This is a genomic window from Brevundimonas sp. KH_058, assembly GCF_057838505.1.
This window is the reverse complement of the sequence record NZ_CM174469.1, coordinates 2734639-2750997: the sequence shown is the minus strand read 5'-3', so window position 1 is coordinate 2750997 and position 16359 is coordinate 2734639. Positions and strand designations below refer to the sequence as shown.

The 16359-nt window shown below is 67.6% G+C and carries 12 protein-coding genes; 5 read left to right on the top strand and 7 right to left on the bottom strand.

The window, feature by feature from the left end; genetic code table 11:
- Positions 1–337 precede the first annotated feature (337 nt).
- Entirely contained in the window at positions 338–2095 is a 1758-nt protein-coding gene (locus AC3ISA_RS13580) for a patatin-like phospholipase family protein (protein WP_489178276.1), read from the top strand.
- Here AC3ISA_RS13580 and AC3ISA_RS13575 read toward each other — a convergent pair.
- Together AC3ISA_RS13575 and AC3ISA_RS13570 are read right to left on the bottom strand one after the other, a co-directional pair.
- Complete coding sequence (locus AC3ISA_RS13575) at positions 2092–3897, bottom strand: aminopeptidase P family protein (protein WP_489178275.1); 1806 nt, start codon at positions 3895–3897, stop codon at positions 2092–2094. The two genes, AC3ISA_RS13580 and AC3ISA_RS13575, sit on opposite strands and share 4 nt — an antisense overlap.
- 9 nt (positions 3898–3906) lie before the next feature.
- Complete coding sequence (locus AC3ISA_RS13570; RefSeq protein ID WP_489178274.1) at positions 3907–4770, bottom strand: 50S ribosomal protein L11 methyltransferase; 864 nt, start codon at positions 4768–4770, stop codon at positions 3907–3909.
- A 184-nt stretch (positions 4771–4954) separates the two neighbouring features.
- Here AC3ISA_RS13570 and AC3ISA_RS13565 point away from each other — a divergent pair, with 184 nt between their 5' ends.
- Entirely contained in the window at positions 4955–5500 is a 546-nt protein-coding gene (locus AC3ISA_RS13565; protein WP_489178273.1) for a hypothetical protein, read from the top strand.
- Between the two features lie 71 nt (positions 5501–5571).
- Here AC3ISA_RS13565 and AC3ISA_RS13560 read toward each other — a convergent pair whose 3' ends face one another.
- Entirely contained in the window at positions 5572–6468 is an 897-nt protein-coding gene (locus AC3ISA_RS13560; protein WP_372691843.1) for a LysR family transcriptional regulator, read from the bottom strand.
- 99 nt (positions 6469–6567) lie between these two features.
- Here AC3ISA_RS13560 and AC3ISA_RS13555 point away from each other — a divergent pair, with 99 nt between their 5' ends.
- Together AC3ISA_RS13555 and AC3ISA_RS13550 are read left to right on the top strand one after the other, a co-directional pair.
- The gene (locus tag AC3ISA_RS13555) at positions 6568–7602 is read left to right on the top strand and encodes an aldo/keto reductase (RefSeq protein ID WP_489178272.1); all 1035 of its coding nucleotides are present in this window, start codon (positions 6568–6570) and stop codon (positions 7600–7602) included.
- Positions 7603–7625: 23 nt separating this feature from the next.
- Positions 7626–8795 carry an MFS transporter gene (locus tag AC3ISA_RS13550; protein ID WP_489178271.1) on the top strand — a complete coding sequence of 390 codons (1170 nt, stop codon included), beginning with the start codon at positions 7626–7628 and terminating at the stop codon, positions 8793–8795.
- 7 nt (positions 8796–8802) lie between these two features.
- On the opposite strand, the gene AC3ISA_RS13545 is transcribed toward AC3ISA_RS13550, so the two are convergent.
- From AC3ISA_RS13545 to AC3ISA_RS13530, 4 genes are read right to left on the bottom strand one after another with little or no spacing between them, the layout of a single operon-like run.
- Positions 8803–9648, bottom strand: a complete 846-nt coding sequence (locus tag AC3ISA_RS13545; RefSeq protein WP_489180115.1) for a helix-hairpin-helix domain-containing protein — start codon at positions 9646–9648, stop codon at positions 8803–8805.
- Entirely contained in the window at positions 9551–12157 is a 2607-nt protein-coding gene (locus AC3ISA_RS13540; protein WP_489178270.1) for an error-prone DNA polymerase, read from the bottom strand. Before AC3ISA_RS13540 ends, AC3ISA_RS13545 begins: the two co-directional genes overlap by 98 nt.
- On the bottom strand, positions 12154–13719 hold the full coding sequence (locus tag AC3ISA_RS13535; RefSeq protein ID WP_489178269.1) for a Y-family DNA polymerase: 1566 nt from the start codon (positions 13717–13719) through the stop codon (positions 12154–12156). The genes AC3ISA_RS13540 and AC3ISA_RS13535 overlap by 4 nt, the downstream gene beginning before the upstream one ends.
- Entirely contained in the window at positions 13610–14428 is an 819-nt protein-coding gene (locus AC3ISA_RS13530; RefSeq protein ID WP_489178268.1) for an ImuA family protein, read from the bottom strand. Before AC3ISA_RS13530 ends, AC3ISA_RS13535 begins: the two co-directional genes overlap by 110 nt.
- Positions 14429–14680: 252 nt before the next feature.
- On the opposite strand from AC3ISA_RS13530, the gene AC3ISA_RS13525 reads away from it, so the two are divergent.
- Positions 14681–16306, top strand: a complete 1626-nt coding sequence (locus AC3ISA_RS13525) for a DEAD/DEAH box helicase (protein ID WP_489178267.1) — start codon at positions 14681–14683, stop codon at positions 16304–16306.
- Positions 16307–16359: the final 53 nt, after the last annotated feature.

The window sequence follows — 16359 nt, the reverse complement described above, 5'->3', positions numbered from 1 at the left end:
ACGGCTCGCGCCGGCGGCGACACACGGTGCGCTGTCGGAGGGTCGAGGGGGATACTCGATCGCACTCGGGACGGGGTTTCGCAGACCCCGCCGACCCGTCGCAGGCTTATGGGGTTAGGCGATAAGACCGCCACCGCTCGACGCCCCGAGCTTGCAGGCCAACCTTCCGCGCGGAGCGTCACACCCTTCGTCGAAACGGTACTTACAAACTCACACCCCGGGCGAAGGCCCGGCGCTCCGCCCAGCCCTCCAAAACTTCGCAGCGAAAGCGCGAGGCCGCGCTCGCACGTCCAAACACCCGTTTCACCCGCACCGGAATCTCGCCTACAACCCTATCATGGCCACGCTTCGTCCCGACACGCTGGCGGCATCGCTCGCGCGCATTTTCGAAGGTCGGATGATCGACCGGGCCAGCTGGTTCGCCCTGACCGGGGGCGAGCCGCTGTTTTCCGAGGGCGACCCGGCCGACACTCTGTATCTGGTCCGCTCGGGTCGTCTGGGCGTCTTTCGGATGGAGGCGGACCAGCCCGCCCATCTGCTGGGCGTGGTCAAGACGGGCGAGCCTGTGGGCGAAATGGCCATGCTGGCCGGCACACCCCACACCGCCACCGTCGTCGCCCTGCGCGACAGCGAGATCCTGGCCCTGCCGCGCGAGGCCTTCTTCGAGGCCGCCCGCACCGAGCCGGACCTGATGGTCGAACTGTCGCGCCTGATGATCCACCGCGCCCGCGAGCGCACCGCCGGCGCATCGGAGCCCAGCGTCTTCGGCTTCGTCTCGGCCCGCCCCCGCCCGATCCGCGCCTTCGTTGAACGCATCGCCGCCGCCATCCAGGCCATGGGGTTCACCTGCCAGGTCATCGATCAGTCGGCGCTCAGTTCGGCCCTGGACTGGTTCAACCGGGTCGAGGGCGACCACGACTATGTCCTCTATGTCGCCGAACAGGATCAGCCGACCTGGGCCAATCTGTGTGCGCGCCAGGTGGACCGGATGTTCATCGTCGGCAGCGGGCTGCTGGCCCCGCCTTCCGCCGTGCCGCGTCGCAACGGTTTCGGCGACGGGCGCCGGCTGACCGACCTGATCCTGCTGCGCGACCCCCGGATGCATCATCCGGCCAACACCCGTGTCTGGCTGGACGCGCTACAGCCCGACCGCTGGTTCCACTGCGTCGAGGGCGTGGCCAGCGACGCCGAACGCATCGCCCGCGTCGTCACCGGCGCCTCCATCGGTCTGGTCCTGTCGGGCGGCGGCGCGCGCGCCTACTGCCACATCGGCGCGATCAAGGCGCTGGAAGAGGCCAAGGTCCCCATCGACTTCGCCGGCGGATCGTCGATGGGCGCGGTCGTCGCCGCCGGTCCCGCCCTGGGCTGGAGTTACGAACGTCTGGATTTTGAGATCCGCCGCGCCTTCGTCGATTCCGACCCGCTGTCAGACTTGGCGGTGCCGATCATCGCCATGTCGCGCGCCCGCAAGGTCGCCGGCCTGCTGGAACGGGCCTATGGCGACATCGACCTGGCGGATCTGGCCCTGCCCTTCTTCGCCGTCTCGTCCAATCTCACCTCCGGCCGGATCGAGGTGCATCGCACCGGCCTGATGCGCCGGGCCATGCGCGCCTCCATCGCCATTCCCGGCGTCCTGCCGCCCGTCGTGATCGACGGTCAGGTGCTGGTGGACGGCGCCGTGCTGAAGAATTTTCCCACCAGCGTCATGCGCCAGCTCAACAGCGGCCCCATCGTCGGCGTGGACATGTCCCAGACGCGCGGCGTCGACGCCCGCTCGCTGGAGAACCCGCCGTCCTGGTGGAAATGGATCGCTTCAGGCGCCTGGAAGGCCGGGCCGCCCATCGTCTCGATCCTGATGCGCTCGGCCACCATCACCACCGATGCGGAGATGACCCAGTCGCGCGCCGACGCCGACGTCCTGGTCCTGCCCCGGATCGAAAGCACCGACATCCGCGACTGGAAGACCTACGACGGCCCCGTCGCCACGGGCTATGAGGCGACCAGGGCCGCGCTGGCGGACCTGCCCTGCCCCGTCACCCACATGCGGCACTGTCCGACCGAAAAGCCCAAGCCGTCAGCCGAACCTGAGCCCTAAAGCGGCGCGCACGCCCGTTCCAGCCAGGCCTTGGCCTCGCCGTCCATCAAGGGCCCGACCTTGGACAGGGTCTCGGCGTGATAGGCGTCGACATACGCCCGCTCGTCCGGCGTCAGCATCTCGACGTCAATCAGCTTGCGGTCGAGAGGCGCGAACGTCAGCTGCTCGAACCCGTGCATCGGCCGCTCGCCGCCCTCGGGAACCACGGCCGGCGTCACCACCTGCAGGGTCTCGATGCGGATGCCCCAATGGCCCTCGCGGTAATAGCCCGGCTCGTTGGACAGGATCATCCCCTCCAGCAGCGGCTGGGACGTGCCCCACTTCGCGATCCGCTGCGGCCCCTCGTGGACGCCCAGATAGGAGCCGACGCCGTGGCCCGTGCCGTGATCGTAATCCAGCCCCGCCGCCCACATCGGCGCCCGGGCGATGGCGTCCAGCGCCATGCCGCTGGTCCCCGCCGGGAAGCGTATGGTCGCCATGGCGATGTGCGCCTTCAGCACCAGGGTGAACTTGTGACTCTGGTCCGCCGTCGGTTCGCCTACCGCCATGGTACGCGTCACATCGGTCGTGCCGTCCAGATACTGGCCGCCGCCGTCCACCAGCAGCAGCGAGCCTTTCTCGACGTTGCGGATCGTGGCGCCGACCGGCTTGTAATGTGGCAGCGCCCCATTCGGCCCGGCCCCGGCGATGGTGTCGAAACTCAGGTCTTTCAGCGCGCCGGTCTCCTCGCGGAACCGCTCCAGCGCCTCGACCACCTCGCGCTCGTTCGGCAGGGTCTCCTGAACCACCGTATCGACCCAGTGCAGGAACCGGCTCAGCGCCGCGCCGTCGCGGATATGCGCCTGGCGGCTGCCTTCGATCTCGACCGCATTCTTGGCTGCGCGGGGAATGGCGCACGGGTCCATCGCCCGCACCACCGTCGCCCCGGCGCTTTCCAGCCGGTCGAAATACCAGGCCGAGGACAGCGACGGATCGATCATGACCTTCTGACCCGACAGCCCGTCCAGCGCGTCCGCCAACTGCTCGGTCGCCTCGATCCGCACATTGTCGCCCAGCCAGCCGGGCAGCGCATTGGTCACCTTGGCCGGATCCAGAAACAGCCGCGCCTTGCCGTCCGCCGCCAATATGGCCTGGCCGATCGGCAACGGCGAACGGATCACGTCCCCGCCGCGCACATTGAACAGCCAGGCGATGGACATCGGCGCCGTCAGCACGACGGCGTCTGCGCCCGCGTCGGCCACGGCCTTGCCGATCCGCGCCCGCTTCGCCGCATGGCTCTCGCCCGAATAGACATCTTCGTGCGGAACGACCGGCGCCGTCGGCTGGGCCGGGCGGTCCGCACCCCAGGCCAGGTCCAGCGGATTGGCGTCCACGGCCTTCAGCGTCGCCCCCGCCTTCTCCGCCGCCGCCTTCAACGCAACCAGAGCATCCGGGCTGTGCAGCTTGGGATCATAGCCGATAACCTGTCCCTTCGCCGCCGTCTCCAGATAGGCGGCGACCTCGGTCAGATCGTGCCGCTCCAACAGGACCGGATCCGTCTGGGCCTTCACCTGAACCGTATAGCGTCCGTCGGTGAACATGCTGGCCCGGTCCTGAAACACCACCGCCGCCCCGGCCGAGCCGGTGAAGCCCGTCGCCCAGGCCAGCCGCTCGTTGGCGTCCGGCAGATACTCGTTCTGATGCTCGTCCTCGTGCGGGATCAGAAAGCCGTCCAGCCCCTGCTTGGCCATCTCGGCGCGCAACAGCGGAAGGTGCCTGGTCCCAAAGGAAGGATCGGTCGTTTCATCGAAGGTCTGGCGCATGATCGTTCCTCAGCCCTTGCGCAGTTGCAGCGCGCTCCAGGCGTCATGATGGATGGTCTGTTCGACCGTAAAGCCCAGCGGCAGATAGGCCTCCAGCACCCGCTCCTCCTGCGTCCGCAGCAGGCCCGACAGAATGGCGACCCCGCCGGTCTTCAGCGCGGCTCCAATCTCAGGCGCCAGTTCGACAAGGGGCGCCGCCAAGATATTGGCGAATACCAGATCGTACGGAAGATGCTGGGCGATGCGCGGATCGCTCAGGCCGTCGGCGAAATAGAAGTCGCAGTTGGCGTCGTTGATCTCGGCGTTTTCGTTGGCGATCCGCGCCGAGGGTTCGTCGATATCGGTGCCGACGGCGATGGGCGTGCCCGTCTTGGCCGCCGCGATGGCCAGCACGCCCGTGCCGCAGCCGACGTCCAGCACCTTCTCGAAGGTTTCGGTCTTCAACAGATTATCGAACGCCTCCAGGCAACCGACCGTCGTGCCGTGGTGGCCCGTGCCGAAGGCGGCGCCCGCATCGATCTTCAGCGTCACCCGACCCTCGGGCACCTTGCCCTGATCGTGCGCGCCATAGACGAAGAACCGTCCGGCCTCGACCGGCGGCAGACCCGACAGCGACATGGCCAGCCAGTCGGCGTCCGCCAGCTTGTCGACCACCACCGTCACCGGATGATCGGCCAGCACGGCCTTCAGTCCCTCGACTTCGTCAGCGGTCGTCGGGAAGGCGTCGATGCGCCAGACGTCGTTATCCTCGTCCTCTTCCAGGATGGAATAGGTCGCGCCTTCCAGGCGGGGATCGGCGTCGATGGCCTCGGCGGCAGTCTCTGCGGCGGCGCGTGGGCCGCGTGCGATTATCTGAAGAGCGGACTCGGACATTTCTCAAACACCGGTAATATGGCGAATCGTAGCGATCCGGCGCTGTCTGCCCGTCGCCGCCGCGTTTTTATCAAACCGAGGGGTCGGGGAATACATGGCCAAGTCACCGTCTACGTCTAAACCAGCGTCGCCAAAGCCGGCGACCGCCGCTTCCAAGCCTAAAGCCGCGCCGAAGTCGAGCGCCGTGAAGCCTGCTGCCGCGAAAACCGCTGCGCCCAAGGCCGTCGCCAAGCCCGCTGCGGCGCCCAAGCCTGCCGCCGCAAAGGCCGTCGTACCGAAAGCCGCTGCACCGAAAGCCGCTGCCAAGGCCGTAGCTCCCAAGGCCGCCCCCAAGCAGAAGGCCGCCCCAGCCGCCAAGGCTCCGGTCGCCGCCAAGGCCCCCGCTCCGAAAGCTGCGCCCAAGGGCGCCGCCGCGAAGCCCGCCGCACCAAAGGCTGCTGCTCCCAAGGTTGCCGCACCGAAAGCTGCTGCTCCGAAAGCCGCCGCTGCAAAACCGGCTGCAACGCCCAAGGCCGCTCCGGTCGCCAAACCCGCCGCCGCTGTCGCTGCACCCAAGCCCGCAGAACCGGTCGCCGCGCCCAAGCCGGCTCCGACGCCCGTCGCCGCTGCTCCGGCTCCGGCGCCCAAGCCGGTCGAGGCCCCCAAGCCCGCAGTTGCTCCGGCCGCCGCCAAGCCCGAGGAAAAGGGCTTCTTCGCCAAGCTGGGCGACATGATCTTCGGCAAGCGCTGATCGCACCTCGCGTCTGACGTTGCAGATCGCCGGACGGTTCACCCGTCCGGCGATTTTCGTTTGAGGCCGCCTCAGCGCAGCCGTTCGGCCAGATAGTCGACGAACACCCGCACCCGCGCCGGCATGTTTGCGCCGCCGACGAAGACAGCATGGATCGGTTCGCGATCCCCCGGATTGAAATCTTCCAGCAGCGGGACCAGCCGCCCCTCGGCGATGGCGTCGCCCACGCTGAAATGCCCCACCCGCGTCACCCCCACGCCGGCCAGCGCCAGTTGCGTCAGGGTCTCGCCATTGTTCGCCTCCACCGATCCGCGCACCGTCAAAGCATAGTCGCGCCCGTCCTGACGAAACGGCCAGACCGGCTCCTGACGCCGAAAGTTGAAGTTCAGGCAGTCGTGATCGTGCAGGTCCTCAGGCACGCGCGGCACGCCCCGTCGCGCCAGATAGTCAGGCGACGCCACGATGGTCCGTCCCGTATCGCCCAATCGCCTCGCGGTTAGCGGACTGTCGGCCAACGGCCCGAACCGGATCGCCACATCCGCCTGCCCCGCCGCAACATCGACCACCACATCAGTCAGATTGATATCGACCAGGATATGCGGATAGCGGCGCACGAACTCGCCCAGCAGCGGCACGACCTGCTGGCGACCGTGGGCAAGGGAGGCGCTGACCCTCAACCGACCGCGCGGCGCCCCCTGGTCGGCGATCGCCTGCTCCGCGTCATCCAGCTCGGTCAGAATCCGTCGCGCCGCGCCCAGATAGGCCTGCCCCTCGGGCGTCACCGTCAGCACCCGCGTCGTGCGCAGCATCAGCCGAACCCCCAGCCGCGCCTCGATCCGGTCGATGGTTCGACTGATGGCTGAGGGCGTCAGACCCAGCGCCCGCCCCGCCGCCGAGAAGTTGCCGCCCCGGATCACGGCGACAAAGACTTCCATCTCGCGCGCTCGATCCACTCCAATCATCTGCATCTTTGCGTCCAGATCAAAAATGTTTGGCCTGACGCCTATCTACTGTCGCCGCAAGCCGGCGTCCATCTGTGCATCCGAACACGGTCACGAAGGACAGTCATGGAATATCGTCAACTTGGAGCATCGGGCCTCCGCGTTCCGGTCCTCAGCTTCGGCACAGGCACCTTCGGCGGCTCCGGCCCGCTGTTCGGGGCCTGGGGCAACAGCGATGTGGACGAGGCGCGCCGCCTGATCGACATCTGCCTGGAAGCCGGGGTCAATCTGTTCGACACCGCAGACGTCTATTCCGACGGCGCCTCGGAGCAGGTGCTGGGCCAGGCCATAAAGGGCCGCCGCGACCAGGTGATGATCTCGACCAAGATCGGCCTGCCCACCGGCGACGGTCCCGGTGATTGGGGCGTGTCGCGCGGCCGATTGATCGGCGCGGTCGAGGGCGCCCTGCGTCGCCTCGACACCGACCATATCGACCTGCTGCAACTGCACGCCTTCGACGCCTCGACACCGGCGGATGAACTGCTGGCGACGCTCGACACGCTCGTGAGCTCGGGCAAGGTCCGCTACACCGGCGTCTCAAACTATCCCGGCTGGGCGCTGATGAAGGCGCAAGGGATCGCCGAGCGCGACGCCCGCCCCCGTTTCGTCGCCCACCAAGTCTATTATTCCCTGATCGGCCGCGCCTATGAGGCCGACCTGATGCCGCTTGCCGCCGACCAGGGCGTCGGCGCCCTGGTGTGGAGCCCGCTGTGCTGGGGCCGTTTGACTGGCAAGATCCGCCGCGACGCGCCGATCCCCGAGGGCAGCCGCCTGCATCAGACCGCCGCCTTCGCCCCGCCGGTCGAGGACGAACACCTGTACCGCGTCGTCGACGCCCTGGACGCCGTCGCGGCAGAGACCGGCAAGACCGTGCCCCAGATCGCCATCAACTGGCTGCTGCAACGCCCGACCGTCTCCTCGGTCATCATCGGCGCCCGCAACGAAGAACAGCTGCGCCAGAACCTGGGCGCCGTCGGTTGGAGCCTGACGCCCGGCCAGATCGCCGCCCTCGACGTCGCCAGCGATGTCCTGCCGCCCTATCCCCACACCCCCTATCGCCAGCAGGAAGGGTTCGCTCGCCTGAACACTCCACTAGTCTGAGCCTCGAAGGTTTCCTCCCCAAAATGAAACTCAATCCTCCCCTTCTGGCCCTCGCGGCCGGCGCCTTCGGCATCGGCGTGACCGAGTTCGCGCCGATGGGTCTGCTACCCGTCATCGCCACAGACCTGGGCGTCTCCATTCCCACTGCCGGCCTGTTGATCAGCGCCTATGCCCTGGGCGTAATGCTGGGCGCGCCCCTGATGACCCTGACCACCGGACGGGTGCCGCGTCGGACCCTGCTGATCGGCCTCGCCGCCATCTTCACCGTCGGCAACCTGCTGTCGGCGATCTCGACCGACTATTCGATGCTGCTGATTGCGCGAGTGATCACCTCGCTGAACCACGGGGCCTTCTTCGGCGTCGGCTCGATCGTGGCCGCCAGCCTGGTGGCGCCGAACCGTCAGGCGGGCGCTGTCGCCGCCATGTTCATGGGCCTGACCATCGCCAATGTCGTCGGCGTGCCCCTGGCGACCTGGGCCGGCGACGCCCTTGGCTGGCGCGCCAGCTTCTGGGGTATCGCCGCCATCGGCGTGGGGGTCATGGCCGCCCTGCGCCTGACCCTGCCCAACCTGCCCGCCCCGACCGGCGGAAACATGGCCGCCGAACTGCGCGTCCTCGGTCGAGGGCCTGTACTGGCGGCCCTGGCCCTGACCGTGATCGGGTCTAGCGCCATGTTCACCGTCTTCACCTATATTGCGCCCATCCTGCGCGAGCAGACCCACGCTTCGCTCGGCTTCGTCACCGCCATGCTCGTCACCTACGGCCTGGGTCTGACGCTTGGTAACTGGCTGGGCGGCAAGTTCGCCGACAAGTCTGTGTACTGCACCCTGATCGTCACCCTGGCCTCGCTGTCAGCCATCCTGGTCGCCTTCGCCTTCGCCATGCCCTTCGCGGTCCCGACCACGATCCTGGTCTTCCTTTGGGGGATCGCCAGCTTCGCCCTGGTGCCGCCGTTGCAGGTGCGGGTCATGGCCGCCGCCGGCGACGCGCCCAACCTGGCCTCGGCCATGAACATCGGCGCCTTCAACCTGGGCAACGCCATCGGCGCGGCCGTGGGCGGTGCGGTGATCGCCGGCGGCCTGGGCTATCCGGCCGTCTCCATCGCCGGAGCGATCGCTGCGGGCCTGGGCCTGCTGCTGGTCCTGTTCCTGACCCGCAAGCGGTCGCCCGTGACGGTCCCCACCATCGGCTGATCCCGCCTCAGTGAAAGTCGCGCGACCCTGGCAGAATGCGGACGTCGCGCGGATGCCGGCCGGTCGGGCTGCGTGGACCTTGCGGATATTTCACCGCATCCGCCCGCGACAGCTCGACCTGCAGATCATAGTCCTCGGACAGCCGGCTCAGTTCGGCCGAACGGTCCACCACCTTGCGCACCATGATGTGCAGCACGCCCTCGACGCTCTTTTCGACTGTGCCCTCCACCTCCATCAGCCGCGCCGCCATCACCTCGCGCCGGAAGGTCTCGAACAGTCGCGCCCATAACAGGGCGTTCACCACCCCCGTCTCGTCCTCCATCGTCACGAAGATGGCGTTGCCCGTCCCCGGCCTTTGCCGCACCAGCACCACCCCGGCCGTGCGCACCAGCCGCCCGTGCTTCTGGCCCATGACCTCGGCCGCACTCAGCACCCCCTCCGCCCGGAACACCGGCCGCAGGATCTGCATCGGATGCCCTTTCAGCGACAGGCGCGTGGTCTGGTAGTCGGTGGCGATATGCTCCTTCAGCGGCATCAGCGGCAGGTTGGCCGCCGCCTCGACGCCCATTTCCCTTGCCCGCGCGGCCTGGAACAGCGGCAGGGGTTCATCGTCCGGCAACCGCCTGACCGCCCACAACCCCTCGCGCCGATCCAGCCCGATAGACCGGAACGCGTCCGCATCCGCCAGCTTGCGCATCGCCGCCGCCTCCAGCCCCGTCCGCCGCGCCATCTCCTCGACATCGGTGAAGGGCGCATCACGCGCCTCGGCCAGCCTCGTCGCCCAACCTTCCTTGAACCCGTCGATCTGACGCAGGCCCAGCCGCAGCGCCAGCCCGCGCTCGCCCGGTTCCAGCGTATTGTCCCAGACGCTGTGGTTCACATCGATCGCCCGCACCTCGACCTTCTGCGGGCTCTCCTGCGCATCCCGCACCAGCTGCGCCGGCGCATAGAATCCCCATCGGCTGACTGTTCAGCAACGCACAGGCGAACACCGCCGGATGATGGCATTTGATCCAGGACGAGATGTAGACCAGCTTGGCGAACGACACGGCATGGCTCTCGGGAAAGCCATAGGAGCCGAAGCCCTTGATCTGTTCGAAACAATTGCGCGCGAACGTCGGATCGTAACCACGCTCGATCATGCGGCCGACCATCCGTTCCTCATATTTCCAAAGCGTCCCATCGCCTCGGAACGTCCCCATCGCCTTGCGCAGGCCGTTGGCCTCACCGGATGTGAACTCGGCCGCGACCATGGCCACCTTCATCGCGTGTTCCTGAAACAGGGGGACACCGAGCGTCTTCCAAAGCACAGCCTTCAACTCGTTGGGATCGTGCGGGGGCTTGGGTCCGGCGTAGTCGGGCTCCTCCAGGCCCTGGCGTCTCCGAAGGTAGGGATGGACCATGTTGCCTTGAATCGGTCCAGGCCGGACGATCGCGACTTGGATTGCAAGATCATAGAATACGGCAGGCTTCAGCCTCGGCAGCATGTTGATCTGCGCTCGGCTCTCCACCTGAAAGACGCCGATAGAGCGACCCTCTTGGAGCATTTGGTAAACCTCCGGATCTTCCTCTTCGAAGCAGTCCAGTTCCAAGCGTCGGGCGTCCTGCTCGTGGATGAGATCGAACGCCTTTCGGATGCAGGTCAGCATTCCTAGCGCCAACACATCGACCTTCATCAACCGCAGCGCGTCGATGTCGTCCTTGTCCCATTCGATGAAGGTTCGGTCCGGCATGGCCGCATTGCCGATGGGAACCAGTTCGTCCAGCCGATCCTGGGTCAGGACAAACCCGCCGACGTGCTGGGACAGATGCCGTGGAAACTCCAGCAGCCGCCGGGTCATAGCGACGGCGCGGGCTACGGTCAGATTGCCGACCTCAAGCCCAGCCTGCTCAAGATGCCGGTCGGGAATGTCCGATCCAAAACTGCCCCACTGGCTTCCCGCTAGACGCGCTGTGACATCTTCGGTCAGCCCCATGACCTTTCCGACCTCTCGGATGGCGCTGCGTGGGCGGTAGCGGATTACGGTCGCGGCGATGCCGGCCCGGTGGCGACCGTATCTTTCATAGATGTGCTGAATGACCTCCTCGCGCCGCTCGTGCTCGAAATCGACGTCTATGTCTGGCGGTTCGTTCCGATCCGTCGACAGGAAGCGTTCGAACAGCACATCGTGCACACCGGGATCGACCGAGGTGATCCCCAAAACATAACAGACGGCCGAGTTCGCCGCTGAGCCGCGACCTTGGCAGAGGATGCGCTTCTTGTTCGCATAGCGGACGATATCGTGGATGGTCAGAAAATAGTGGGCCAGTTTGCTGGTGGCGATGAAGGTCAATTCCTTGTCGAGGATATCCCGCACCTTCGTCGGTACGCCTTGCGGATATTTCGGCGCCTCATAGGTCGCCACCAGCTCGACCAGACGATCCTGCGCCGTCATGCCGGGAGGCACCGGCTCCTCGGGATAGTTGTACTTCAAATCTCCCAGATCGAACGCCACCCGCGCCAGCACGTCCTGCGTCTCCGCCACAGCCTGCGGCGCATCCACGAACAGACGGCTCATCTCAGCGGGCGGCTTCAGATAGCGTTCTGCGTTCTGGTCCAGGCGACGGCCCGCGCCCTCCAACGTCACCCCCTCGCGGATACAGGTGACGACGTCCTGCAGGTCGCGCTGTTCGGCGTCGTGATAGAGAACGTCGTTGACCGCCAGCAGCGGCGCGCCCGTCGTCGCGCTCAACGTCTTCAGCCGCGCCAGACGGCGGCGGTCGTCCCCCATCCGGCACATGGCGGCGCCCAGCCAGACGGCGCCCGGTGCTGCGTCATTCACCTGACGCAGCAAGACCTCCAGCCCCTCCAGCCGACGGGGCGGCATGACGATCAGCAGCAGGCCTTCGGGCGCGCGCAGCAGGTCACGTAGGCCGATCTCGCACTGGCCCTTCTTCGCCCGGCTGTTGCCCAGAGTCAGCAGGCGGCACAGGCGGCCCCAGCCCTGCCGATCCTCGGGGTAGGCCAGGATGTCCGGCGTCCCGTCGTTGAACCGCAGTCGCGCACCCAGGATCAGCTTGAAGGTTTTGGCCCGCGCCTTGATCTCCTCAGGGTCGATGTCGACGGGAAACGAATCCTCCACCAGCACCGTCTCGCCAGGACTGCCGCCTTGGCGCACCCGATCCGGCGGCGACCATCCCTCCTCACGCAGGGTCTTCAACGCGCTCCACGCCCGCACCACCCCGGCCAGGGTGTTGCGGTCGGCCAGACCCATGCCGGTATGCCCGCGCAGGATGGCGCTCAACACCAGATGCTTCGGATGCGACGCCCCCTCCAGGAAGGAAAAATTGCTGCGCGTCGCCAGCTCGGCATAGTCGCTCACGCGAAGACCCCGTGCACGAACCAGCGCGGCGCCGGCTCCTCACCGTAAAAGCCCGAGCGAAACAGCCAGAAGCGACGTCCCTCCAAATCCTCGACGCGATAGTAGTCTCGCGTAGGCTCCAGCGGACGTTTCAAGCTGCGCCACCATTCGGGCGCGATGCGTTCCGGGCCTTCGACACGGACCAGGCGGTGATCCACCCGCCGCCAGATGAAACGGTTGGGCGGATGATCAGGAACCTCCGCCGTGGCCAGGACCGGTTGGGGCGGATCAAACATCTGCAGCGGCCGCAATGGCGGGTCGGCAGGATCGGGATCGAGCCATTCACCGTCTTCACCGGGCGCAAGGGCGGCGGGCGTCAGGTGGACCGCGCGCTCAGGCCAGTGCGACGCCACCGGCTCGAACCGGCTGACCGCCTCTGGCCCCAGTCGCGCGGTCAGGCGATCCACCAGCCGACCCAGGTCCTCGGCGCCCGGAGGGGTGCGGTCGAAGCCGCACTGGCGCGAGGCCAGCCGATCCGCCACCGGCACGGACAGCCGCACCTGATCGAAGCCGAAACCGGGATCCAGCGGTCGCGCCAGCGCCGCCAACCGTTCGCGAAACAGGCGCGCCACCCCCACGGCGTCCCGACTGGGCCGGCCTGTGCGGACGGTGATGTGGCGCACCTCTCCGTCCAGACGAAAGAAGCTGGCCTGAAAAGCGCGCCCACCTTGACTACGCAGGTCCAGCCGGTCCATGGCCTCGGCCAGCAGGTCGCCGATCACCGCCTCGACGTCGGCCGTCTCGGTGATCGGCTCTACCAAGATGCGGTCCACGGCGATCATCGACACAGGCCGTTCGGGCCGGATCCTTGCATCCTCGCGCCCCAGCACCCGGTTCAGCCTCGTCGCCGCCGCCGCGCCGAAACGGGCGGCGATCGGGGCCGTCGGGCGGTCGGCCAAATGCGCCAGGGTCTTCAGCCCCGCGCGCGACAGGGCCTGCGTCTCCTTGTCCGACAGCTCCAGCGCCGCGACCGGCAGGCGGCGCAGCGCCTGGCTCTGCCCCTCACCCTCGTAAAGTCCACCGCGCCCGAACCGCGCCAGGGCGCGCGCCGCCTCAGGCGTGCCGGCCAGGGCCAGACGAACCGCCAGCCCGACGCCTCGCGCCCTGGCCGCGACCGCCTCCATCATTCCCGCCTCGCCACCGAACAGATGCGCGCAGCCTGTCACGTCCAGCGCCAAACCGTCCGGCCCGTCGGTCGCCGCCATCGGCGTGAACCGACCGAAATCCAGCAGCACCCGCTTCAACAGGGCCGCATCCGCCTCGGGCCGGTGGGTGACCACCCGAATGTCCGGCGCCCGCGCCCGCGCATCAGCCAGGGTCATGCCGGGCGACAGGCCGAGCGCCAGCGCCTGCCCATTTGCGGCCGTCAGACGCAGCGCCCCCTTCACCTTCTCGACCAGGACGGTGGCAGGCTCAGCCGAAGCGTCGGAGCGCCCCTCCTCGCGCCGCAACCGATCCGTCGGCAGCAGGGGAAACCAGACCGCCAGGTAGCGCCGGTCGTTGCAACTGTTGATGTTCGGCATTCTGCCCGCCTTGCTCGAAGACTCCGCGCTCACGATCCCACTCCAGGGTCCAGGCCATCGGCTGCGCGCCCAGTCGATGCCGCAACAGTTCGACCCCATAGGTCGGATGACCCGGCGCCTCGGCCTCCAGCGCCCGTGACAACGCACCCCTGACCCTCCACCGGGTCTCGGCCGCGCTTGGCTGGGGCTGGGCCGCCAACCGGATCAAGATCGCTGTCGCCCGCCCCTGCCCCGCCGCCATCGACAGCCGCCGCGTCGCCGTCAGGCTCAACATCTTGCTCTCGCCCCAGGTCGTCAGCAGCACCGCGCCCACGGCGCCGCAGGCCAGAGCCTCCTCGCCCGCCGTCAGCAGGTTCTTCATCTCCTTGACCCGAACCAGCACCACCCGGCCGGGGTCCAGCCCCAGTTCGCGCAGACCCGGCCCGTGGATCTGTCCCGTCTCCAGCCCCGCCATGGCCTGAATGCCCCACACCACAGGCCGGTCGCCCGCCGCGCGCTGAACCAGACCCAGGGCGAACCCCAGCGCCGCCGTCGCGTCGGGCGTGGTGGAGGCGTAGATTTCGTGCAGGGCATGGGTGGCCAGCCCCCCGATATGCCGATCCGCCGCTTCATGCCCCAGGTCGAAGCGTGCATCATCAACCGGATGACCATCGGCCTCCATGGCTTTCAGACGCTCGCGCAGGGCTTCAATATCGCGGTCGGGCCGCACCACAGTTCTCCTTTTGTTCTCTTATATGCCTCCTCCATGGGACAAGGAGTCAAGCAGAGTCCCAGCTTGACCATGGGAATTTATTCCGCACCGTCCGTTCGGACGACATACCGGGAATACTTGACTTTGGCGCAGGGGCTTCTATATGCCCCCCAGCCTCGGGACAGGTCTGCGATCCGCGCCGCCCGCTCGCCCAAAGAGGGGCGGTTCCGTTGCTGTTACGCACGCAGACGCTTTCTCTCCCAAGGATTCATGACCGAATTTTCCCAACTGGGCCTTTCGCCCACGACCCTTCAGGCCGTTGCTGACACCGGCTACACGACCGCTACTCCGATCCAGGAACAGGCGATCCCGGTCGCCCTCGCCGGCCGTGACGTGCTGGGCATCGCCCAGACCGGCACCGGCAAGACCGCCGCCTTCACCCTGCCCCTGGTCGACCGCCTGTCCACCGGTCGCGCCCGCGCCCGGATGCCGCGCGCCATCGTCCTGGCGCCGACCCGCGAACTGGCCGACCAGGTCGCCGAAAGCTTCGCCAAATACGCCAAGGGCACCAAACTGACCTGGGTGCTGCTGATCGGCGGCGTCTCCATGGGCGACCAGGTCGCGGCCCTGAACAAGGGCGTCGATGTCCTGATCGCCACGCCGGGTCGCCTGCTGGACTTGTTCGAACGCGGCAAGATGATGCTGAACGGCGTCGAGATCATGGTCGTGGACGAGGCCGACCGCATGCTCGACATGGGCTTCATCCCCGACATCGAGAAGATCTTCAAACTGACGCCGCCGCGTCGCCAGACCCTGTTCTTCTCGGCCACCATGCCGCCGGAGATCACCCGCCTGACGACCGCCTTCCTCAAGGATCCGACCCGGATCGAGGCCTCGCGTCCGGCGATGACCGCCGACACCATCACCCAGTATGTCGTCCGCATCCCCTCCTCGGACCCCAAGGCCAAGCGCACCGCTCTGCGCGCCCTGGTCGGTCGTGAGGACGTGCGCAATGGCATCGTCTTCTGCAATCGCAAGTCCGAAGTCGACATCGTGGCCAAGTCGCTGAAGCAACACGGCTTCGACGCCGCGCCGATCCACGGCGACCTGGACCAGTCGCAACGCACCAAGACCCTGGCGGACTTCCGCTCGGGCGCGCTGAAGATCCTGGTGGCCTCCGACGTCGCCGCACGCGGCCTGGACATCCCGGACGTCAGCCACGTCTTCAACTACGACGTCTCGCACCACGCCGACGACTACGTCCACCGCATCGGCCGCACCGGCCGCGCGGGCAAGCTGGGCCAGGCCTTCATGATCGTGACCCCGGCCGACGACAAGTCGCTGGATAAGGTGCTGAAGCTGATCAAGATGGACCCGCAGGAGCTGGTTCTGGACGGCATCGACTTCGCCGCCATCAAGGACGGCCCCGCCCGCGACGACAAACGCTCCGGCGGACGCGAACGCTCGGGCGACCGCAGCCGCAGTCGGTCGCGCAGCAGCGCCCCCGCCGCCGAGCCGACCGAGACCGTCGCAGTCGAGCCTGCACCCCAGGCTCAGGTTCAGGTTCAGGAAACAGAAGCCCCCCGCAGCCGCAGCCGTCGCAAGGCCCGCCCTGAAGCCGCCGTCGAAGTCGCTGCTGCGCCCGCTCCGGTCGTGGTCGAAGCCGTGGAGACGGTCGAAGCGGTCGAGACGCCCCGCGCGCCGCGCCCCGACCGTGCGGATCGCCCCGACCGCGCAGAGCGCCCCGATCGCGCCGACCGTGAACCTCACCTGCTGCAATCCGACCGTCGCGGCGATCGCAAGGCCGCCAAGGACGAACCCCAGCGTCAGGGCGTGCGTGGCTTTGGCGACGACATCCCGGCCTTCCTGCGCCGTCCGGTCGTCGTCCGCGCCTGAATTCGTACCTAACGGCGCGGTGAAATCCCGCGCCGTTTACCCTGCATTACGGA

Excerpts from the sequence above, each read along its gene's own strand:
- AC3ISA_RS13580 (WP_489178276.1), top strand. The coding sequence starts at position 338 with ATGGCCACGCTTCGTCCCGACACGCTGGCGGCATCGCTCGCGCGCATT.
- AC3ISA_RS13575 (WP_489178275.1), bottom strand. The coding sequence starts at position 3,897 with ATGCGCCAGACCTTCGATGAAACGACCGATCCTTCCTTTGGGACCAGG.
- AC3ISA_RS13570 (WP_489178274.1), bottom strand. The coding sequence starts at position 4,770 with ATGTCCGAGTCCGCTCTTCAGATAATCGCACGCGGCCCACGCGCCGCC.
- AC3ISA_RS13560 (WP_372691843.1), bottom strand. The coding sequence starts at position 6,468 with ATGCAGATGATTGGAGTGGATCGAGCGCGCGAGATGGAAGTCTTTGTC.
- AC3ISA_RS13555 (WP_489178272.1), top strand. The coding sequence starts at position 6,568 with ATGGAATATCGTCAACTTGGAGCATCGGGCCTCCGCGTTCCGGTCCTC.
- AC3ISA_RS13550 (WP_489178271.1), top strand. The coding sequence starts at position 7,626 with ATGAAACTCAATCCTCCCCTTCTGGCCCTCGCGGCCGGCGCCTTCGGC.
- AC3ISA_RS13535 (WP_489178269.1), bottom strand. The coding sequence starts at position 13,719 with ATGCCGAACATCAACAGTTGCAACGACCGGCGCTACCTGGCGGTCTGG.
- AC3ISA_RS13525 (WP_489178267.1), top strand. The coding sequence starts at position 14,681 with ATGACCGAATTTTCCCAACTGGGCCTTTCGCCCACGACCCTTCAGGCC.